The sequence below is a fragment of the Campylobacter sp. genome (assembly GCF_052170435.1).
In the GTDB taxonomy this organism is placed as follows: Bacteria; Campylobacterota; Campylobacteria; order Campylobacterales; family Campylobacteraceae; genus Campylobacter_A.
Window position 1 is genome coordinate 15,471 of sequence record NZ_JBQNAN010000008.1, and the last position, 21,316, is coordinate 36,786.

A 21,316-nucleotide genomic window follows, 5' to 3' on the forward strand; every position below is an offset into this window, starting at 1 on the left:
CTACCGAGCCTAGCTAACTTAAGTTATTTTCGAGCGGTAAATCCGCCGCCGAAAGCTTTGTAGATATTAACGACCGAGTCGATTAAATTTAGTTTTGCATTGATTTGCGAAAGCTTGGTCGATAGTAGATTTCTTTGAGCGTCTAAAAGTTCTAAATGACTACTGTATCCTTCATCGAATCTATTTTTGGATAGCTCGTATATTTTTTCTTGCGATATTAAAAGTTTATCGGCTAGTTTTAGCGCATCTTGGGCGAATCGGCGCGAATTTAGCGCGTCTCTAACTTCGCCTAGGGCTTTTTTTATCGTAGCTTCGTAGGTTACGGCAGCTATTTGTTCGTTGGTTTTGGCTATTTTTACGTTATTTTTAGTCTTGCCGAAGTCGAATATTTTCTGCGCTAAACTACCGCTTAAGCTCCATAGATTAGCGTTATTTACGAAAAGCCGATTAAAATCTTCGCTCGCATACCCTAAAATTCCCGTTAGCGAAATCGTCGGGAAATAATCGGCCCTAGCAACGCCGACTAGCGCATTAGTGGCGTTTAAATCGGCGTAGGCTCTCGCCACGTCGCTCCTGCGAAGTAAGATATCCGAACTTATGCCCGCGTATACCGTCGGTTCGCTCGGCAAGCTATCTTTAACGGCTACTATGCCTTTTAAAATTTCGTCATTGCTTTTGCCGGTTAAAATCGCTAGCGACGTAAGAGCCGACGAAAGCGAGCTTTGAGCTTCTAATAAACTTACTTCGGCGCTTTGCGCGGCGGCTTTACTTTGCATATAGGTCGTTTCGTCGATACTGCCTAATTCAAATTGCGTTTTCCTAAAATCTAGCGTTTCGTCGTAGCTTTTGAGCGTATCTTTTAGTACGGCTTCGCGCATTTTTAGGGCGACTAACGCAAAATAGCCTTTAGCGACGCTCGAACTAACGCTGAGTCTTGCGGTTTGATAGTCGAATTTCGTGGCGTTTAGAGAAGCCTTCGCGGCGGCTACGCTATTTCTAACGCGTCCCCATAAATCAAGTTCGTAGTTTAGGCCTAAATTTATTTCGTAGTTTTTAGTAACGGTTTGAGGCTGATGCGAAGTCGTCTCCGCGCTATTTCTAGATCTGGTCGCCGAACCGTTTAGATTTAGGCTAGGTAGTAGGTCGGCTTCTGCTACGCCTAGGCTTGCGGCGGCTTTTTGTAAATTTAAATAAGCCGTGCGAAGGTCGGTATTTTTTTCTAGCGCGCTAGCTACGAGGGCGTTTAGATTTTCGTCGCCGAATTCCTTCCACCACTCGTCTTTGATGTCGCTAGTTTCAAATTTATACGTAGATTCAAATTTCGTATCGACCTCGGGGATCTCGGGTTGAAACGAGCAGCCGGCTAAAAATAGCGCTGCGGCTAAAGTTAAAATTTTATACATTTTTGACCTCCTGTGCCCCGCTTGGTTTTTTGTCCCAGACTTTATTGTTTAGCTTTTCTAGCAGATAGTAAAACATCGGTATGAAAAATATCGCTATAGTGGTGGCTGCTATCATGCCGCCGATCACGCCCGTGCCTAGCGAGTGGCGAGACGCCGCGCCCGCGCCCGTGCTGATAACCATCGGGAAAACGCCCAAGGTAAACGCTAGCGAGGTCATGACGATCGGGCGGAAGCGAAGCCTTGCCGCATTAACGGCCGCGTCAAATACGCTTTTGCCCGCTAGCCTTTCTTGCATCGCAAATTCTACGATAAGGATCGCGTTTTTAGCCGATAGGCCGATGAGAAGCAGTAGTCCGATCTGGAAATAAATATCGTTTGTTAGCCCTCTAGCCCAAACGGCGAGTAGCGAACCGAAAACCGCAAACGGAACGGCCGTGATAACGGCTAGCGGGATGAGCCAGCGCTCATACTGCGCCGCTAGGATCAAAAATACGAAAATCATACCGAATATAAACGCCGTAGAGCCCGTACCTTGCGAGCTAACCTCCTGATATGCCGTACCCGCCCAGCTGATGGAGTACTCTTCCATATTTAGAGTTTGTTCGACCACCTCTTGTATCGCTTTTATCGCGTCTCCCGATGTGTAGCCGGGTTTTGGGTCGCCTTGGATCTTAGCTGCCGGGAAAAGGTTAAATCTATCTACGATATCTGGACCCAAAATCCTAGTTAGAGTTGCGACGGAGTTTAGCGGTATCATCTCGCCGCCTTTTGAGCGGACGTAAATTTTACGCAAGTCTTCGGGGTTGTTTCTAAAGCGGTCCTCGCCTCTGGCATAGACGCGGTAGGATTTACCGAAAAGGCTAAAGTCGTTGATATAGTAAGAGCCGAAAGTCGAACCTATCGCGCTAAAAATTTCGCTCTCGCTCACGCCGAACATCTGGGCTTTTTGCCTATCGACGTCGATTTTAAACTGACGGTAATTAGTCTCTAGCGTCGAGCGCACGCCGGTTAGATCCGGGCGCGCATTCGCCGCGGCGACTACTTTTTTCACGTCCGCTTCGATCTGGGCGTAGCTCTTGCCGCTTTTGTTTTGCAGATACATCTCAAAGCCGCCCGTCATCGAAAGACCCATGATAGGTGGGACGTTTACGACAAAGCTCATCGACTCCTTCGAGCCCCAAAGCATACCGTTAAAAGGCCCGGTTAGCGCGCCTGCTTGGCTATCTGGCGTTTTTCTCTCGCTCCAGTCTTTTAGCTTGACAAAGCTTATAGCCGAGTTTTCTCTAAGCGCGCCCGCAAGCATATCGTATCCCGCAAAACTCATCATAAACTCGACATTTGGGTTGCTAAGGATGGCTTGGTTGATATTTTGAACTTCTTTTTTAGTTTTTAGCATATTTGACGACGGCGGCAGCGAAGTGATAACCATGAGCGCGCCCTTATCTTCGGACGGTACGAGGCCGCTAGGGACTTTTTTAAATAGTTCGTATGTCGCAAATCCCATAACGCCTATCAAAATAAGGCTGATGATAACGTGGCGAAGCACCGTTGCGACGCCGGCGGTGAAAATTTTCGTACTCCAGTCGAAAAAGTCGTTAAATTTCTGCACGAACCAAAACGGCTTGCTCTCTTGTTTTTTTAGCATAACGCCGCAAAGCGCAGGAGTAAGCGTAAGCGCTACAAAGCCCGAGATACAAACCGAAGTAACCAGAGTGAGCGCGAACTGGCGCTGTATCACGCCGACAAAACCCTCCATAAAAGAAACGGGGATGAAAACAGCCGATAGAACGAGAACGATCGAGATGACGGGCGTTTGCACCTCCTCCATTGCTTTATAGGTCGCTTCTTTGACGGTTATGTTTTTATCCTCGTGTAAAATTCTCTCCACGTTTTCGATAACGATGATGGCGTCGTCCACGACGATACCGATGGCAAGGATGAGCGCAAAAAGCGTGATCAAATTTATACTAAATCCCATCGCGTATAGCCCGCCAAACGTACCGATGATAGACACGGGAACCGCTAGCATCGGGATGATAGTAGCGCGGAAGCTCTTTAAAAACATATACATAACGATGATAACTAGGATCATAGCCTCGATGAAAGTTTTTATAACCTCTTGGATAGAAACTTCGATAAATTCGGTCGGGTTATATGCAATCGTGTGTTTAAAGCCCGCCGGGAAATTTTTACTTAGCTCGTCAAGCTTTGCGTTTACCGCTTGCGCCGTGGCTAGGGCGTTGGCGTCGTTTTGCATAAAGATTAAAAGCGGGATGGAGTCTTGGCCGTTTAGCATCGAATCTGATGCGTAGCTGGCCGCTCCTAGCTCCACTGTCGCTACGTCTTTTAGCTTTAGCACTGCTCCGTCGGCGCTTTTGATAACTATATCGCCAAACTGCGCGGCATTTTTGAGACGGCCGTCCGAACGAACGGAATAAACGTAAGGATTGTCGCCGTCTGAGGGCTGCTCGCCTATTTTACCGGCGGCGTATTGGCTGTTTTGGATTTTTACCTGAGAGATGACGTCGCTAGCAGTTAGCTTGTAGTAGGCTAGTTTGTCCGGTTTTAGCCAAATTCTCATCGAGTACTCTTTACTACCGATTAGCGCCGTATCGCCCACGCCGTTAACCCTTTTAACCTCGTCCGCGATGTTTAAATTTACGTAGTTGTATAACTCGACTAAGTCCATGTTTGAGCTCGTAAAGCCGACTACTTCTAGGATCGAGCCGCTGCGTTCGCGCACGGTCACGCCCATGTTTTGCACCTCTTGAGGCAGTCTTGAGAGCGCGGCTTGGACGCGGTTGTTTACGTCGATCGTGGCTTGTTTGGCTGAGGTGCCGATTTTAAAATAAACGTTGATATTTAGCGAGCCGCTCGAGCTTGAGGTGCTTTGCATATAGAGCATGTTTTCTACGCCGTTTATCTGATCCTCGATCGCGCTGGCTACCGAGTCGGAGATGGTTTGAGCGTCGGCGCCTGTGTAGACGGCGCTAACGGAAATTTGAGGCGGAGTTAGCTTTGGATACTCCTCGATAGGAAGCCCCTTTATCGCCATCGCGCCCGCGATGACTATGATGATAGATACGACGGTAGCAAATATCGGGCGATTTATGAAAAATTTAGAAAACATCACTTGACCTTTTCTTGCTCGGTCTTAGGCTCTAAATTTACGCCCTTGCCAAAGCTTGCGGTTAGATCCTTATCTATCTCTACGGGCGCTCCTACGCCGATTTTTAGGAAGTTGTTTAAGATGATTTTATCATTTTCGTTTAGTCCCTCGCTAACGACTGCGGCGTCTTTGGTTTGGTAGGTGATTTTTACGTCTTTGGAGGCTACTTTACCGTCCTCTACGACTAGCACGTAGGTCTTGACGTCGGTTTGCTGGAGCGCTACTTGAGGGATTTTAAAGCCGTCTTTTTGATAAAATCCTCCTATCGTCACGTGGCCGAACATGCCGGGTAGCAGCTTGCCCTCGTCGTTGTTAAATTCGGCCTTGGCTAAAACGCTGCCCATGTTCGTATTTACGACGTTATCGATAAAATTTACCTTACCGTCAAATTCGCTAGGGCCTACTTTTAGCACGGCGTCCGAGTTTGTCTGTACCCAGAGGCTGCTTTCTTGCATTTTGACGCGGTTTAAGTTATCTACGTCGGAGATGTGGAAGTGCGCTTCGATCGGATTGATTTTGGTTAGGCGTACTAGCTGGGTCGTGTTTGCTACGACTAGCGAGCCCACGTCTACTAGATTATCGCCCAAAACGCCGTCAAAAGGCGCGGTTATGCTTGTGTAGCCCAGGTCGATCTTGGCATTTTTGGCGTTTGCTCTAGCGCTTAGTAAATTTGCGTTTGCGATTTCAAGCGCCGAAACTGCCGCGTCGTACTCTTTTTGCGAAACGGCGTTTTTCTTATACAAATTTGAAATTCTGTTAAATTCGGTTTGAGCGTTTTTCAAATTTGCGTTTGCTACGCCGATAGAAGCCTCAAGCGCGTCGTAGCTGGCTTGGTATTTTTCAGAATCTATCAAAAACAGCTTGTCGCCTGCTTTTACGTTGTCGCCGGGTTTGAAAAATTGCTTGATTATCGTGCCGCTTACTTTTGGAAATACGATTACGTCTTGCTGGCTCGTTAGGGTCGCGGTATAGTCAAAGCTGATCGGTACGTCTGATTTTTTAGCTACGAATACATCGACTTTTGACGGCGGCATTTGCCGTTGTTGTCCGGCTGCGGCCGCGCTTTTTTTATCATTACCATCAAAGCATGCCGTAAAAAGCAGCGACGCCAATAACAAAACAGAGATATTTTTAAAATTTCTCATAAATTTGCCTTTAATTTTTTGGGATATTATACAAAAATTTTGTCTGTAATATTTGTTACAAATAAAATCGGCTATTTTACTCTTATTTAAATGAAAAGTCAAATTTTTGAGGGGCGAATTTAGCGTTTTTTTACGCCGTGCAAAAACATATCTATGCGCGTTTTTACGTGCTCTTCGCGCTCTTTTTCGCTTAGTATTATGTCTTCGTTTAGCAAAATAGCATTATAATGATAAGGCTCTCTAACGACTGCGGCAAACGCCTTGGCTGCGACGTAAGGAGAGATACATGGATTTAGTTGGACTCTTATGTCTTCGCGCTCGAAAAAATCAATTAAAATTTTATCGATTTTGCTTAAAATTTGATCCAAAAACTCTTTGCCCAAAAGTCCGTCGTTTTTTGCGCCTTCGCTCATCATTACTCTTGAGATTAGCGTGGTTTTCTTTTCACAGATGATGTCGAAAAATATCATCGCAAATTTGGTTAAAAAATCATCCAGCTTATGCGGTAAATTTAGATCGATCTTCTCGTCTATACGCGTTCTAAAGTCGTCAAATCCGCGCTCCACGATGGCGCGAAAGAGCCCTTCTTTATTTTCAAAAAATTTGTAGATGCTCGCTAGCGATCCGCCGCTTTTTTTGATGATATCCGTTAAACTCGTGTTTTCGTAGCCGTTTTCGAGGAAAATTTCAAGTCCGGCTTGGATGAATTTCTCTTTTCTCTCGGCGCTTCGTTTCGTCGGTTTCGTATCCATTTTTCTAGCCCTCAAATTTCAAAAAAATCTTAAAGTATGATTATACTATAAAAAAATAATTTTTTACTCACTTGGATGGGCGAAAATCGTCCGTCTTTTAACATTTATTTTTTCTTTGTTATCCGCGGCGTAGGCGGAGATTTCTATCTTCGTCGTTTGCTCGTTTGTGCCGGCAAATGCCGTTTTAGGCGCGCTTAGCACGACTACGACCTTCCTTTTTTCGCCAGCTTTTAGCAAAATTTGAGCCTTCGGGCGCTCGATTTTTATCGGCGCTTTAGCTTCCTCTGCGCTAACGTCAAAGTAAAATTCATGCGCCGCCGCGTCGGTATTTTCAAACAAAAACACGTAGGCGTTTTCGATCTCGCCGCTTTTATTTACCTTATATAGCTCGCTCGTGCGGTTGATATTTAGTAGCATGCTCTCTTTTTTGGCGCTCATTAGCGTTAGCGCGGTCGCGGCGATAGCGATGGCGGCGCAGTAGCCAATAGTTTTAAAGCGCAAATACCGCACTTTTTGTTTGGTTTTTAGCGAATTTGAGCTAGTCCAGCTAATTAGACTAGGTAAATTTAGCCCAGACATCGTTTTCGTGCACGCATCGACGCACTCCAGGCAGTTTATGCACTCTAGCTGCATGCCTTTTCTGATGTCGATATGCGTCGGGCAAATTTTCACGCAGGCTTCGCAGCCGGTGCACTCGTTTTGCGGCTCCGGCGGTTTTTTCCAGAGTTTGGTTTGCCCCTCAAAAATTTTACCGCCGCGCGTCTCGTCGTAGATAACCTGCACGCTGTCGGCATCGATCATCACGGACTGCACTCTAGCGTACGGACAGACGTAAATGCAAAAATTTTCGCCCAAAAACGCGACGTCAAATATCAAAAACGCCGCGATAACGATCCAAGCCCCGAGTAAAATTTTATGCTCGGCGGGGTCTAAAATTTGAGCCAAAAATTCCTGCGGCGGGACGAAAAACCAGAGAAAATTCGCCGCCGCGATAAAAGCCAAAACGCTCCAGATCGCGACAGCTAGCGCATTTTTGATGCCGCCCTCGGCCTGCGTTTGTTTGTTTGAGACGCTCCTACGGATTTTTAAAATTTTAGTTTGTATAAGGTCGCGATAAATCGCGCGAAATATCGTCTGTGGGCAGCTCCAGCCGCACCAGACGCGGCCGCCTAAATTTGTCATAAAAAATATAAAAATAAAAAAAATAATTAGCACGAAAGGCATCAAAAACAGCTCTTGGACATTAAATTTGGCAAAAAACAGATGCAGTTCGCTGCGCTCAAAGCTCAGTAAAAAAAAATGATTTCCGCCGATAGTTATAAAAGGCAAAATAAGCGCGGTACAGGTTATCAGGATGTAGGCGATATAGCGTTTGCCGGCAAATTTGAAATAATTTTTATACTCTTCTTTGGTCATAATTCGTCCTAATTACAAAGTAGTGATAATTTTGGATAAATTATAGAGTTAATGCAATTAATTTTTTATAAATTCTCAAATTTACTAAATTTCTGCTATAATCGCCGTCTATTTTAATTGAAAGGTGGTGAGGACGTTGCCTGGTATTAAGGTACATCCTAACGAGTCTTTTGACGAAGCTTACAGAAAGTTCAAAAAGCAAACCGACAGGAACCTTGTCGTGACTGAAGTTCGCGCAAGACGCTTTTTCGAGCCTATGACCGAGATCCGCAAAAAACAAAAAATCGCAGCTCGTAAGAAAATGCTTAAACGTCTATATATGCTTAGACGCTACGAGTCAAAGCTCTAACCAAAAGGGTCGCTTCGGCGGCCTTTTCTTTTTTAAACCCCCGTTTAACTCGCATCAAAGCCAAAATTTGCCATAATCTACGCCAAATTTAACGATCAAAGGAAAAATATGTCCAAAGTGCCCGTGAGCGAGGCTGCGGAAATCTTAGGCGTAACCAAAGAAGCCGTTTACAACCGCATTCGTCGCGGCACGCTAAAGACCTTTGAAAAAGACGGCGTAAAATACGTGGTTTTGGACGGCTACGAGCCTCAAACCGCGCCAAAATCGGCGCCCAAAACTTCAAAATCAGCCAAAAGTTCGGAGCCAAAAAAAGCCGCTAAGGCCGGCAAATTTGACGTGAATGAATTTCTACTCTCGCAAATCAGCGAACTAAAAGAACAAAATCAAAATTTGCAAGCCGACAAAGAGAGGCTTTTTCGCGAAAAAGAGCAAATTTTGCTAAATAATAAATCCGAAATAGCTCAAATTTACCGCGAAAGAGACGAGAAGCTAAGGGGATTTTTAAGTATGCTCGAGCGACCGCTGCTAGCCCGTCAAAACGGCGAATACGTAGCCCCCATCGACGTCGAATTCGTCGAGAGCAAGCCTGAAAACGAAGGCAAATGGACGAGCTTGGCCGAGTTTTTAAAATCGCAAAATTTAAGCGGTAAGAGTCTTAAAAAAACGCAAAATAAAATCATAAAAAACATCGGAAAATCAAAATTTATCAAATTTAAAAAAGGCGTGATAATGGTAAAAAGCAAGAAAATTTCAAAGGAGCTAGATAAAAAATGAGAGTTTTTAAACATATCAAAAAAGTAGCCAGCTACGCTGCTGTGGGCGGCTTTGGCGCGGTGATAGCGGCCGGGCTGGCAGGATGCGGCAGCGATAACGGAGGAGCAAACGGTAATGACGGTAGCGCGCTAAAAGAAGCGGCGCAAAAGACGGGAGCCTTCGTCATCATCGAAGAAACCGCGCCCGGCAAATATAAAGTCCTAGAAGAGTATCCAAGCAGCGAAACTCGCGTCGTGCTAAAGGACATCAACGGTACCGAGCGCGTGCTAAGCAAAGAGGAGATGGATAAGCTAATCGCCGAGGAAAACGCCAAAATCGACGCCGGAACGTCGAATTTAACCGGCTCAAACGCTCAAAACGCGCAGCTAAGCAGCGGCGGTATGAGCCTTGGCGAGACGCTTCTAGCTTCGGCTGCGGGCGCGATCATAGGTAGCTGGATCGGCAACAAGCTTTTTAACAACCCGGGCTATCAGGCGCAGCGCCAAAGCGCGTATAAAAACCCAAGCGCGTATTCAAGGAGCGTAGATAGCTTTAACAAAGCCAAAGCCACGAGCTCGGCAAGTAAACCAAGCGGCGGAAAGAGCGGATTTTTCGGCGGATCAAGTTCAAGCTCAAGCTCAAGTTTCGGAGGATAAAATGATAAATTTAAAAAAAATCGAACCGCTAAATAGCGAATTTTTAGGCGAGATCGGCTTTACGTGGCACACCGATCCAGACGGCAGCGACTACGTAGCAGACGAGCTAGTCGAGGTTAGCGAGGCGCAGGCCGAGGCCTACTACAACGCCGCAAACGAGCTATACGATATGTTCGTCGCAGCCGCCCAGCACGTCATCGACAACAACCTCTACCACGAAGTCGGCATCCCGTTTAACCTCGTAGATCTAGTGCGCGAAAGCTGGGAAAACGACGTGCATTGGCATCTCTACGGTAGGTTTGACCTAGCCGGCGGTCTAGACGGCAAGCCGATAAAACTCATCGAATTTAACGCCGACACCCCGACGGCCGTGTTTGAGACGGCGATCATCCAGTGGGCGGCGCTTAAGTTTAACCGCATGGACGAGAGCGCGCAGTTTAACGACCTTTATGACGCCCTAAAGCAAAATTTTAGGCGCCTGGTGACGCTAGATGAGGAGACCGAGAGCTTTAACGAGCACTACGAGGGCTGGAAAATTTTATTCAGCTCGATTGCGGGCAGTAGCGAGGACGAGCAGACCGTGAAGCTATTGCAATACATCGCCGAGGAGGCGGGCTTTCACACGGCGTTTGCTTACGTCGATGAGGTCGTATTTAACGACGAGGAGGGCGTGTTTTTTGACGGAGAAAACTACGAGTACTGGTTTAAGCTCGTGCCGTGGGAGGACATCGCCGTAGAGGAAGGCGAGCTAGCCATCATCCTAAAAAACATCGTCCAAAATCAAAAAGCCATCATCCTAAATCCCGCATACACGCTGCTTTTCCAAAGCAAAGGGATACTAAAAATTTTATGGGATTTATACCCGAATCACCCGCTTTTACTGCAAGCTAGCGACAAGCCGATCGCGGGCAAAAAATGCGTGAAAAAGCCGGTTTTTGGGCGAGAGGGCGCAAATGTGAGCGTGATAGAGGCTGACGGCAGCATTAGCTCGCAAAACGGCGGCGACTACGGTCAAAACCGCGCGATCTATCAAGAATTTTACGAATTTAACAAAGACGCCGCCAACAACAGCTACCAAGCGGGCGTATTTTTTGCCTACGAGGCGTGCGCGCTAGGATACCGCAGAGGCGGCGAAATTTTAGATAACTACTCCAAATTCGTGGGGCACTTTATTAAGTAAATTTGGGCTAGAGGTCTAGCCCAAATACTATTTATTTGCTCTTGTTTGTATCTAGACCTATGTTTTGATTGCTTGTGAACGCACAATCAAACTTGTAAGTGATAGCATAATTTTTATTGTACTTATTGCGTCGTTTTTCTTGCTGCTTTCGCACACTTTTTCTATACTCTGCTACTAACTTCGTTTGCTTTTTTGAAGAATAAATATTGACCAAAGCGGAACAAGCTCGCCAGTCTTTGGCGCTGCGGACTTTCTTGATATTTTCTGAGTTGTTCCATCTTGCATATAAAAATTATACAAAACGACACACGTATGACCTAATCTGTCATGTTATATTTCTTTTTTGATTATCTTTTATTACAATGTTGTCACAAAGGACACAAAAGGTCCAGAAGCGTAGCAACTTTGCAAATCTTCATCATTGTATAAATCTCACAAAATGTGCGGCCAAATTTTCACATTGTGAAATTTTATTCTCCTAGAAAATTTATATAATGAAATGCAACGCCGGCCATGATGGCACATACTATCTCAAAAGTCATTTTTTTAAACCCGGTATCACTTTTATTTAAAATAAAAACAACGATTGCAGCAATTGTCAAAGCGGTAATTGCACCGACGTTGTTAAATTTGCTTGTAAAAAGCACACTCCCATAGGCGCCGATGACGCCCAGGCAAAAGCAGATTATCCAAGGTTTAGCTTTTGCTATCATAATTTTCTCCTTAATAATAAATTTTTGCTTATTTTACACTCGCTCTTTAAAAAAATAATAAATTTGTTGTTTAAAATTATTTATTATTTTTTTGGTATTAGTTTTAGTGTTAAATTTATAATTTAGTCAAAATTATCTATAATCATGTATATCAAAAAAGAAGCGAAAATGACAAATTTAAAAATCGTATGTTTGGATGCCGCGACGCTTGGAAGCGACGTAAATTTGGACGTTTTTGGGCAGTTTGGCGAGTTTGTTAGCTTTGAGACGACCGCCTCGGCCGAGCGCATAGAGCGGCTAAAGGGCGCTGACGTCGTCATCACGAACAAAGTCGTGATCGACAAAGAGACGATGGACGCGTCAAATTTAAAGCTAATCTGCATAAGCGCGACGGGTATGAATAACGTAGATCTCGCATACGCCGCGGCAAAAGGCATCGCGGTAAAAAACGTCGCTGGCTACTCGACGGCCAGCGTCGTACAGCATACGTTTGCTTGCCTTTTTGCGCTGACGAATCGCATCAAATTTTACGATAACTACGCGCAAAGCGGCGAGTGGGCAAAGAGCGAAATTTTTACGAATCTAGACCGCAGTATCGGCGAGATAGCGGGCAAGAGCTTTGGCGTCATCGGCCTTGGCGAGATCGGCAGAGGCGTGGCGCGCATCTCGGCGGCATTTGGTGCGAACGTAAGCTACTACTCAACTAGCGGCGCAAACGCAAACGCCGAGTTTAAAAGGCAAAATTTGGACGAGCTTTTAAGAGGCTGCGACATCGTGAGCATCCATGCTCCGCTAAATGAAAAAACGCGAAATTTGATCGGCGAGCGGGAGTTAAATTTAATGAAAGAGGGCGCGATTTTGATGAACTTCGGACGCGGCGGCATCGTGGATGAAAATGCCGTAGCCCGCGCGATAGATGGGCGAAATTTGCGATTTGCCTCGGATGTGCTAGAGACCGAGCCTATGCGCGCGGATCATCCGCTGCTAAATATCAAAAACAAGGAAAATTTGATACTCACTCCGCACGTAGCTTGGGCGAGTTTTGAGGCTAGAGAGCGGCTCGTAGCGATGATCGTAGAAAATATAAAAGAATTTTTGAAAGGATAAAAATGGCAACTGAGCATAGTTTTGATATAAGCGCGGCGGTCGATATGATGGAGGTCAAAAACGCGCTGGAGACGGCGAAAAAAGAGATCGCGGCGAGATATGATTTTAAGGGGCTTGCGGCCGAGGTGGAGCTAAACGAAAAGGAAAAAATCATCACGCTTCTTAGCTCTAGCGACAACAAAATCGACGCGCTAAAAGACATCGTGATCTCAAAGCTCATCAAGCGAAACATCCCGCCGGTAGCCGTCACCGAGAGCAAACGCGAGAGTGCGAGCGGCGGAAATTTAAAGGCGACGCTAAAGCTAAACGATACCCTAGACAGCGAAAACGCGAAAAAAATCACCAAAGCGATCAAGGACGCAAAGCTAAAAGTAACTGCGGCGATCCGCGGCGAAGAGGTGCGCGTAAGCGGCAAAAGCATCGATGATCTGCAGGAGTGCATTAGACTCGTGAAGGGGTTAAATTTGGAGTTACCGATTAGTTTTAAAAACTTAAAATAGCGGTCATTTTCGCGAGCGCCTTTAAATGAGCTAGAAAAATTTTGCTCCGCAGGCTACATGCCTAGCGCACGCTCAATTTTTCGTCGCAACATTTAAATTCGTCTCGCAAAATCGTCGCTTGATTTTTGTATTCAAAATTTGACGGCTCGTCAAATTTAACCGCAAATTTAACGTATCGAAATTTTAACTCTCAATCTAAAATAAATAAGGATAAAAAAATGGGCTTTTTTAAGAAAATTTTCGGCAAACAAGTCGATCTGGGCGAGCAAATGCCGATTTATTTTGCAAGTAACGAAGAGGACTATATGCAGCGCGCATTCGAGCAGGCGCGCGAGAGCTTTAGGTATTTTTGGCGCGAGCTTTACTGGGAGCGCCACAGGGTCGTGCCAGGGCTTGATTTTGCGATGGTTAAAATTTGTTTTTTAGACGCCCTTAATGGCGAAGAAGTCGGCGAGCATATGTGGATAAACGACATTGATTTTGACGGCGAGACTATCTCGGGCACGCTCGTAAACGAGCCTGACGCCGTGCAAAACGTAAAAAACGGCGACCGCGTGAATGCAAAAATAGACGAGATGAGCGACTGGATGTTTGCAGTGGGCGGACGCGCATACGGCGGATTTAGCGTGCAGGCGATGCGCTCGCGCATGCAAAAGGGCGAGCTAAAAGAGCACGATAAAGCGTGGGGGCTTGATTTTGGCGATTTTAACGATATTTTGGTGGTTTACGAGCAAAAAGAACACCCTGAAAATTTGACCGAGCACCCGATGTGTAAAAACATGCGCGAGCAGTTCGAGCAATACGTAAAAGAAAACCCAAGTATCGTCACGGACGCCGATGAAGAAGGATTTACGCAGCTGCACCGCGAGGCGCTCGCGGGCAATCTGGCGCTCGTAAACGTACTGCTGGCAAACGGCGCGGACAAAAACGTACGCACGAAAAGCGGCAAAACCGCGGCTGATTTTGCCAAGCGTTTGGGCTGGGAGCATATCGCAAAGGTGCTTAGATAACTAAATTTATAAATTTAAATAAGATAGGTAAAATTTGAGCTACCAAGATATTTTAAACCAAAAAGAAGAGAGCGTAAAAAACGTTAAGAAATTTGTAAATTTCTTAAAGGCAAATTTTTCATGTTGCGAGATAAGAAATAGTAAACAAGCGCGTTTGATCGATCTTTTAAATGAAGAGAGCGATCTTTTTGATAGGCTAAATAGAACAAATTTTGCTGAAATTTCAAAAAGGCTCGCCGAGATAAAAGAGCAGATCGTTCTTGTTGTCTTAGATATAAAAGACGAGATCAAAAAAGACTTTAGCGAGCAAAATTATGAATTTTACAAAAGAGCGCTATCAAAGGAACCAGATGAGCTTGAAAAGGTCAAAAACGAGCTACTTTTAAACTCATTTTTTGAGAGTCGTTTGAGTGAGCACTCGGCAAATTTAAAGGCAAATTTCATAAAAGAGTGCGTTGCTTTTTTCTTTAGGCATTCAAATTTCATCGTGCCGATTATCAGCGTGCTTTGCTACTTTTTGTATTTTGGCTCCGAGATCGGATATTTCCCGAGTCTAGATAGCTCGGAGATGATATTTACGGGCATTTTGCTCTTTTGCGCTACTGCATTTGTCACCTTTTTTGAGATATTAGTCCTGGTTTTTATCTCATTTTTATACCAAAAAGACGATAAAAAGTACAAATTTAAAAAGCCAAAATTTCTATTTTTTTATAACTCAAATTTCATCTACGTTTTAACGCTCGTCTCGTTTGCTGTTTTAGCCCTTGCAGCCTTCAATCTAAACTACGGTTGGGGCGCTATTTTATCGCTATTGTTACTCTCCTACGCCGGAGTAAATTTGGCAGTTTTCTTTAAAGATAGACCAAATTTTATCATCTATCTTTTGTCGTTTCTCATGATTTTACTCTTTATCATTTCGGTTGTTATCTCAAAAAATGGCGAATTTATGGCGCTTTGGATGCTATTTTGCTCATTCATGCTCTCGTTTATGCTAGGCGTTTCAAGCATCAAAGAAACCAAGGACTTTTCGTTTGTATTTTACACTGCGCTCATTCTTATGATAGTTTCAAACTCGCTTTTGTTTATCAAATACTCAGCCAAAATATTTAATATAGGCGATGTGGATTATAAATTTCTACTAGTTGATAAAAGTGCGCTAAATGCCCTACCAAAGTCTCTTTGCAAGGCGAAAGGCAAAGAGCAAATAGTTTGTGAGATAGATGAAAAGACGGTTAAAATTTACGGCATTAAGTCGCTTTGCAATATCGGCAAATTTTACTATCTGCAGACAAAAGGCGGAGTGAAATTTGAGCCTGACTCGAGTAAGATCATCTCAAGGGCTAAGGAGTAAAATCCTTAAGCTTTGGGATAAAATTAACGCAGCCTATATAAAAAGATATATAAGCGCAACCGTAAATTTATCCGGTAAAATTTACGTTAAATTTATTTAAATAGGTTAGACTAGAGCCTTAAAATTTTATTTTAAGTAAAACCTAAGTAAAATACGCGATAAAAATTAAGAAAAGGAATTAGTTGTGGGATTTAAGAATATTATAGAAAAATTTGCGGTAAATTACGCTCATAATTCTATACAAAAATCGCTATACAACGAATTTAACATAGATATTTTGACCACAACTTACACAAAAACTCCAAAAAAAGACAAAAAGTATATGCTCTACGCTCACGTGCCGTTTTGCCACACTTTTTGCCCGTATTGCTCGTTTCACAAGTATCACTACGAACAGGAGCTTGCGAAAATTTATTTTGAAAATTTACGCGAGGAGATGAGGCAGATAAAAGAGGCCGGCTTTGATTTTAGCTCGCTTTATGTCGGCGGCGGCACGACGCTCATCAACGAACCTGAGCTAGAAAAGACGCTAAAACTTGCAAAAGAGCTCTTTAGTATCGAAGATATCTCGGCCGAGAGCGATCCAAACCACATCTCGCCAGAAAGCCTCAGCCGTTTTGACGGTCTTATCGACCGCTTAAGCGTAGGCGTACAAAGCTTTGACAACGAGACATTAAAAAGAGTTGGCAGATATGATAAATTTGGCTCGGCAGAAGAGACGAAAAGAAGGCTCGAGAAGGCTCTGGGCAAGATCCCGGTCATCAGTCTCGATCTCATCTTTAACCTGCCAAATCAAACAAAAGAGCAGCTCATAAACGACATAAACGTCGCAAAATCGATCTCTCCGCAGCAGATCACCTTCTATCCGCTCATGAAATCGGAGCTAACGAGAGAGAACATCGCTCGCTCGCTCGGCGTCTCAAACGTCGACAACGAGCGCGAATTTTACGAGATCATCGTGAGCGAATTTGCCAAAGGCGGATATAAGCAAAGTAACGCTTGGGCATTTTCAAACGAAAAAAGCGCAGACCTTCGCGACGAATACGTGGGCTCAAATTTAGAGTACGTGGGCGTGGGTAGCGGCGCATTTAGCTTCCTTGACGGCGAGCTTGTGATAAACGCATTTAACCTGCTTGATTACGGCAAAAAGATCAAGGGTAGGCAAAGTCCGGTCATCGCAAAATGCGCATTTAGCAAAAAAGAGAGACTAAAATACACGTTTTTAACAAGGCTTTTTGACGGCGCCGTGGATATCAAAGCCTACAACGAGCAAAACGACGCAAACATCAACAAAGACCTGTTTGTCGAGCTTAGCTTGCTAAAGCTAGTAAACGCGATCTACGAAGAAAACGGCGTTATCAAGCCGACGTTTTTCGGCAAATACATCTGCGTAGTGCTCATGCGCGACTTTTACGCGGGTATGGACAAGGTGCGCGCGATATTTAAAAACGACGCGAAGATCAAACGCAGCAAAGTGCTTCGCATCATGAGCGAAGACACCGAGCAAAAATTTGATCAAAACATCATTCAGCCGCGAGCCGCTATGTAAATTTGGGTAAATTTGACGCGATTTTGCCGTCAAATTTATCTCTCCCGCGAACCGCTTTAAATTTATCGCGAAAATACCCCGCCGCCCAAGCTTGTTTAAATTTAATTTATGCTAAATTTTGCCCCGAAAAGCGACCTTGCGGGCGCAAATTTTACCAAAGGCGAAGCGGTGGATACGGATAAATTTTTAAGCGAAATTTGGGGCGCTCTTAAGCTATTTTTAGACCCCAAAACGCAAATTCTCGCAGACGAGCGAAGCCTCGCCGTTTTACTCGCGGCAGATGCGGAGAATTTTGATAGATTTATGGCGCTAAAGGAGTTTAGGGATATCCTGCATGCGCTTGGGCTAAAGGCCGACATATACAGCCTCCAGTGCGCTCAGCTAGGCACGATAAACGCTCTAAAATCCGCTAAAATCTCAAAATCAAAGCTTCTGGCCGCCCTAGAAATCCTGCAAACCGAAAACATAATCTCCGCCGCGCATTTTAAGAGGCTCTCGGAGTTTTTGCAGGCCCTCGGCGCGGATTTGACCGCAGGGAACGAGCAAGAGGGTTCAAATTTTAAAAAATCAGACGTCTTTCACCAAAAAATAGACGCGCTAAACGATATCTGCGAGCGAATTTTATCGCTAAAACCTGGCGCGGACGTCGCAAGCGCGGCGACAAAAGCGCGTCAAAAAGCGCGTGAGCTAGAGTTTAACGTCGCGGTTACGGGCGTCATAAACGCCGGCAAATCAACCCTGCTAAACGCGCTGCTGGGCAAAAAAATCCTAGGCGCTTCAAACGTGCCCGAGACGGTAAATTTAACCGTGCTAAAGTATGCGCCCGAGCCTTTTGCAAGGGTAAATTTTTGGAGCGAGGCTGAGCTAAAAGAGCTTGGAATAGTCCAAGATCAAGATAACGAAATGGCCCAAATTTACGGCGATTTGAGCGTCAAATTTGAGAGCGAGATGGCGCAAAATTTAAGCGACAAATTCGGCGCGGACGACGAGTCGGCGGGTAAATTTGAAAACCCTAACGCGAGCGAGATTTGCTCTGAACCGCCGACTAGCAAGACCGTCAAAACGGACGAGATCAAGAGCTACACCTCTGCGGACTCAAAATACGCTAAATTCGTAAAAAGCGTCGAACTTTACGAAAATTTGGAGCTTTTAAAGGATAACGTGCGCATCATCGACACGCCCGGCATCGACGACGCGGTGGCTGCGCGCGAGGAGCTGGTGCGGCGATTTATGCGGGAGTGCGACCTGATGGTGCACCTGATGAACGTCTCGCAAAGCGCCACGCAAAAGGATTTGGACTTCATCGTCTCAAGCCTGCAAAACTCCCATGCCGTGAGGCTCGCCGTGCTACTCACGCACGCGGACGTACTAAAGGAGGGCGAGCTAAACGAGGTCGCCGCCTACGCTAAAAAGAGCGTCGAAGAGCGCACGCGGGGGCTCGGCGTCGGGGCTGAGTTTTTTGCCGTGAGCGCTAAAAGCTACTTTGAGGGAGGGCAAAACAGCGGCATCGAGGAGTTTAAGCAGTATCTTTACGAGACGCTTTTTGGGCAAAATAGCCAAAAATCTCGCCTTGGCATCGAGGCGTATAAAAAGGAGCTGGGCCGCGTCTGCGCGCAGTTTGCTGCGGATACGCAAAGCGAGATTTTAAAACTAACGGGTTCAAATTTGAGCTTATCGCAAAAGCTCGCCGAACTAAACGAGCAAAAAGCCGCGCTGGCTAGCCGTCTAGAGGACGTGAGAGGCGCGGTAAAAGAGGAGCTGGAGCGCCTAGATACGGCCAAAACCGCGGCTAGCTACGAGCTTGGGCTAAAATCCCTTGCACAAACACTAAAGCAGCGCGTCGCGGATGACGTAAACTACACGGCCTCTAAAAAACAAAAGATCGATCCGCAGCGCCTCTCGCGCATCGCGCAAACGACGATCAAAGACGGCGTCATCGTCCTAATGCGTCAAAATCGCAACGAAATCGTGCGGCAAATCGCCGCGTGCGCGCAAAATATCGCGCTAAAATTCGGTGAATTTGAGGGTGAAACGGCGGCGACCGAGGTCTTTAGCATAAACGACTATCTAAACTCAAAAGGGATAAATTTAGAGTGCGCCCAGGTCGCGGATGCCGTAGCTGGCGCGGCAAATGCGGGCGCTCAAGGCATACCCGAAGTCGCCAAAGTAGCCGCGGTGGAGTTTTTGGGCGCCCAGCGGATCAAAAATTTCGTTTTCGAGCTTAGCGAATTTGAAAAAAGCGAGTTTAAAAAGCGTATCGAAGCCGCGCTAAAAGATAAAGAAAAGGCGCTTGCGATCAGCGAAGAGGCGCTAAAAAACGAGCTTGCCCAGCTAGCAAAAACTAGCGGGCGAGACTCGCGCGAGCTAGAGCGACTAAACTCGCAAAGCGAGGCGATCAATGCTATAGGTTTGGAGCTGCAAAGTGTTTGAGGAGTTTATAAACGCGTATAAAACACGGTATTTTAAGATATTTTCGGACGATTTTCACGGGCGATTTAGACGGCTGCAAAACGAGCTAACCGAGCCCAAATTTCACCCGAGCGCCGAACTAAAACAGGAGCTAAATAAACTCGATCTATTTTTATCCAGCCCGCTTACGGTCGCTATAGTCGGGCAGTTTTCTAGCGGCAAATCGACGTTTTTAAACGCGCTTTTGGGTAGCGAGATTTTACCGTCGGGTCTAACTCCCGTGACCTCAAAGCCGACCTTTATCAGGTACGGCGCCGCGCCCGCTCTTAGCGTACTTTACGAAAACGGCAGAGAGCTGTATCTAGGCGTCGAGGAGATCTCGCGCTTCGTCGATCAGCGCGTGTTTGGCGACGAGGTTAGCAGGCTTTGCGTCTACGCGCCCTCTGAAATTTTAAAGTCGGTAAATTTCGTCGATACGCCGGGGCTAAACTCGCTCTCAAAGGCCGATACCGCCGTCACGCACGAAGTGCTAAAAGACGTCGCGGGCGTCATTTGGCTAAGCCTCGCCGACAACGCCGCGCGCGCTAGCGAAGCCGCGCAGATCGAGGAGTTTTTAGCTGGCGGGGGCAAAACGGCGATCTGTTTACTAAATCAAAAAGATAAACTAAGCAAGGACGAGCTTGAGCGCCTCAAAACTCACGCGCAAACGACTTACGGGCGATTTTTCGAGCGTATCATCGCGGTTTCTGCCAAGCAAGCCGTAAAAGCCCAAGCTGCGCGCGATGCAGCGCTTTTAGCAGAGTCAAATTTTAGCGCTGTGATAGGCGCGGTCCGCGAGCTTTTTGGCGACGAAGAGATAAAAGAAAAGTTCGTGCGCGAAAAGTGCGCTAGGTTGGTTGCCGTAAATGCCGAACAGCACGAAAAAATCGCTAAAATTTACGAAAAAGCCGGCGAGATAATCGCTAAATTTGACGCCGAACTGGAGTCAAATTTAAAAGCGGTGCAAGAAAATTTTAAACCGAAAATCGAGCTAGCCTTTAACGAGCTAAAACACGTCGCAAAGCTCGTTGCAGACGAGATCCTAGCCAGCCTAAAAAGCGTGAAAAAGTATAAATACTCGCCGCGAAAAACGCTGCTAAAGGGCGAGTATTTTGAAGCCAGCTCGTATGAGGCGGTGGATTTTGACAGCGACGAGGTATTTTCAAAACTCATCTATAACGACGTGAAATTCGCCAAATTTTTTAGAACGTACAAGCGGGGCTTAAGCGCGCTACAGGAGGAGATCGGCGCGGCGCTGGATGAAATTTACGCTCGGCTGGAGCGCGAATTTATGATTTATAAATCTGAATTCGAAAACGCGCAAAAAGAGGACGAAACGCATTCCGATACCCTGTTTGCCGACGTTAGAACGTATGCGGGGCAGGTGTATAGGACGTTTTTGCGAGATTATGAGACGGCGAAATTTAAAGGGCTGCAAAAGACGGCGCTATTTTTTGAAAAGCTAAATCTCAAAGTCGCCGCAAACTACGAAAATGCCGTCAAAATCGCCGTGTATTTTCTAAAAGAAAAGATCGCGGGCTCGATGCGCGCGCACGAGCAAAACGGCTTTGCTCTGTTTATCCCGAGCTTTGACGAGGTGCAAGACCGCGTTTTGCTGTCGCTAAATTTATACGAATTTGAAAATGAGATGCTAGGAAATGCGTCATTTTTAAATAAAATTTTATCGGCGTTAAAGAGCGAATTTACACAGATAAAGGACGAAAAACTAGCCAAGATCGCGACCCTATCGGCAGGACATGAGAGGCTAAGGGATGAAATCTTAAAAGCGGGCGAAGGGTTTGGCGGGTAAATTTC

The 21,316-nt window shown here is 45.7% G+C and carries 17 protein-coding genes; 11 read left to right on the top strand and 6 right to left on the bottom strand.

What is annotated here, in order from left to right; translation table 11 throughout:
- Positions 1-23: 23 nt before the first annotated feature.
- The 5 genes from ACTTJF_RS04740 to ccoG form a co-directional block, all read right to left on the bottom strand.
- Entirely contained in the window at positions 24-1,403 is a 1,380-nt protein-coding gene (locus ACTTJF_RS04740; protein WP_442550978.1) for an efflux transporter outer membrane subunit, read from the bottom strand.
- On the bottom strand, positions 1,396-4,533 hold the full coding sequence (locus tag ACTTJF_RS04745) for an efflux RND transporter permease subunit (protein ID WP_442550979.1): 3,138 nt from the start codon (positions 4,531-4,533) through the stop codon (positions 1,396-1,398). Before ACTTJF_RS04745 ends, ACTTJF_RS04740 begins: the two co-directional genes overlap by 8 nt.
- On the bottom strand, positions 4,533-5,717 hold the full coding sequence (locus tag ACTTJF_RS04750; protein ID WP_442550980.1) for an efflux RND transporter periplasmic adaptor subunit: 1,185 nt from the start codon (positions 5,715-5,717) through the stop codon (positions 4,533-4,535). The genes ACTTJF_RS04745 and ACTTJF_RS04750 overlap by 1 nt, the downstream gene beginning before the upstream one ends.
- A gap of 119 nt (positions 5,718-5,836) precedes the next feature.
- Entirely contained in the window at positions 5,837-6,469 is a 633-nt protein-coding gene (locus ACTTJF_RS04755; protein WP_442550981.1) for a TetR/AcrR family transcriptional regulator, read from the bottom strand.
- A 63-nt stretch (positions 6,470-6,532) separates the two neighbouring features.
- Entirely contained in the window at positions 6,533-7,885 is a 1,353-nt protein-coding gene (gene ccoG / locus ACTTJF_RS04760; RefSeq protein WP_442550982.1) for a cytochrome c oxidase accessory protein CcoG, read from the bottom strand.
- A gap of 136 nt (positions 7,886-8,021) precedes the next feature.
- Between ccoG and rpsU the strand changes: the two genes are divergently transcribed.
- The 4 genes from rpsU (at position 8,022) to ACTTJF_RS04780 (ending at position 10,823) form a co-directional block, all read left to right on the top strand.
- Positions 8,022-8,234, top strand: a complete 213-nt coding sequence (rpsU, locus tag ACTTJF_RS04765) for a 30S ribosomal protein S21 (protein ID WP_002951513.1) — start codon at positions 8,022-8,024, stop codon at positions 8,232-8,234.
- Positions 8,235-8,342: 108 nt separating this feature from the next.
- The gene (locus ACTTJF_RS04770; protein WP_442550983.1) at positions 8,343-9,008 is read left to right on the top strand and encodes a DNA-binding protein; all 666 of its coding nucleotides are present in this window, start codon (positions 8,343-8,345) and stop codon (positions 9,006-9,008) included.
- A complete protein-coding gene (locus tag ACTTJF_RS04775) occupies positions 9,005-9,643 on the top strand; it encodes a UPF0323 family lipoprotein (protein WP_442550984.1) in 639 nt (212 codons plus the stop codon). Before ACTTJF_RS04770 ends, ACTTJF_RS04775 begins: the two co-directional genes overlap by 4 nt.
- Before the next feature lies 1 nt (position 9,644).
- Positions 9,645-10,823, top strand: coding sequence for a glutathionylspermidine synthase family protein (locus tag ACTTJF_RS04780; RefSeq protein WP_442550985.1), 1,179 nt, complete (start codon positions 9,645-9,647; stop codon positions 10,821-10,823).
- Between the two features lie 470 nt (positions 10,824-11,293).
- On the opposite strand, the gene ACTTJF_RS04785 is transcribed toward ACTTJF_RS04780, so the two are convergent.
- Complete coding sequence (locus ACTTJF_RS04785) at positions 11,294-11,536, bottom strand: hypothetical protein (protein WP_442550986.1); 243 nt, start codon at positions 11,534-11,536, stop codon at positions 11,294-11,296.
- A 168-nt stretch (positions 11,537-11,704) separates the two neighbouring features.
- On the opposite strand from ACTTJF_RS04785, the gene ACTTJF_RS04790 reads away from it, so the two are divergent.
- From ACTTJF_RS04790 to ACTTJF_RS04820, 7 genes are all read left to right on the top strand, one after another.
- Positions 11,705-12,643, top strand: a complete 939-nt coding sequence (locus ACTTJF_RS04790) for a D-2-hydroxyacid dehydrogenase (RefSeq protein WP_442550987.1) — start codon at positions 11,705-11,707, stop codon at positions 12,641-12,643.
- A 2-nt stretch (positions 12,644-12,645) separates the two neighbouring features.
- Complete coding sequence (locus ACTTJF_RS04795) at positions 12,646-13,143, top strand: YajQ family cyclic di-GMP-binding protein (protein WP_442550988.1); 498 nt, start codon at positions 12,646-12,648, stop codon at positions 13,141-13,143.
- A 218-nt stretch (positions 13,144-13,361) separates the two neighbouring features.
- Positions 13,362-14,153: a DUF2314 domain-containing protein gene (locus ACTTJF_RS04800; RefSeq protein ID WP_442550989.1), complete on the top strand. Its 792-nt coding sequence runs from the start codon at positions 13,362-13,364 to the stop codon at positions 14,151-14,153.
- Positions 14,154-14,187: 34 nt separating this feature from the next.
- Entirely contained in the window at positions 14,188-15,504 is a 1,317-nt protein-coding gene (locus tag ACTTJF_RS04805; protein ID WP_442550990.1) for a hypothetical protein, read from the top strand.
- A 184-nt stretch (positions 15,505-15,688) separates the two neighbouring features.
- A complete protein-coding gene (locus tag ACTTJF_RS04810; RefSeq protein WP_442550991.1) occupies positions 15,689-17,053 on the top strand; it encodes a coproporphyrinogen III oxidase family protein in 1,365 nt (454 codons plus the stop codon).
- Between the two features lie 168 nt (positions 17,054-17,221).
- Positions 17,222-19,483: a dynamin family protein gene (locus tag ACTTJF_RS04815; RefSeq protein ID WP_442551033.1), complete on the top strand. Its 2,262-nt coding sequence runs from the start codon at positions 17,222-17,224 to the stop codon at positions 19,481-19,483.
- Positions 19,476-21,311 (top strand): dynamin family protein, encoded by a 1,836-nt coding sequence (locus tag ACTTJF_RS04820; protein ID WP_442550992.1) that lies wholly within the window; start codon positions 19,476-19,478, stop codon positions 21,309-21,311. The genes ACTTJF_RS04815 and ACTTJF_RS04820 overlap by 8 nt, the downstream gene beginning before the upstream one ends.
- The last annotated feature ends 5 nt before the right edge of the window (positions 21,312-21,316 follow it).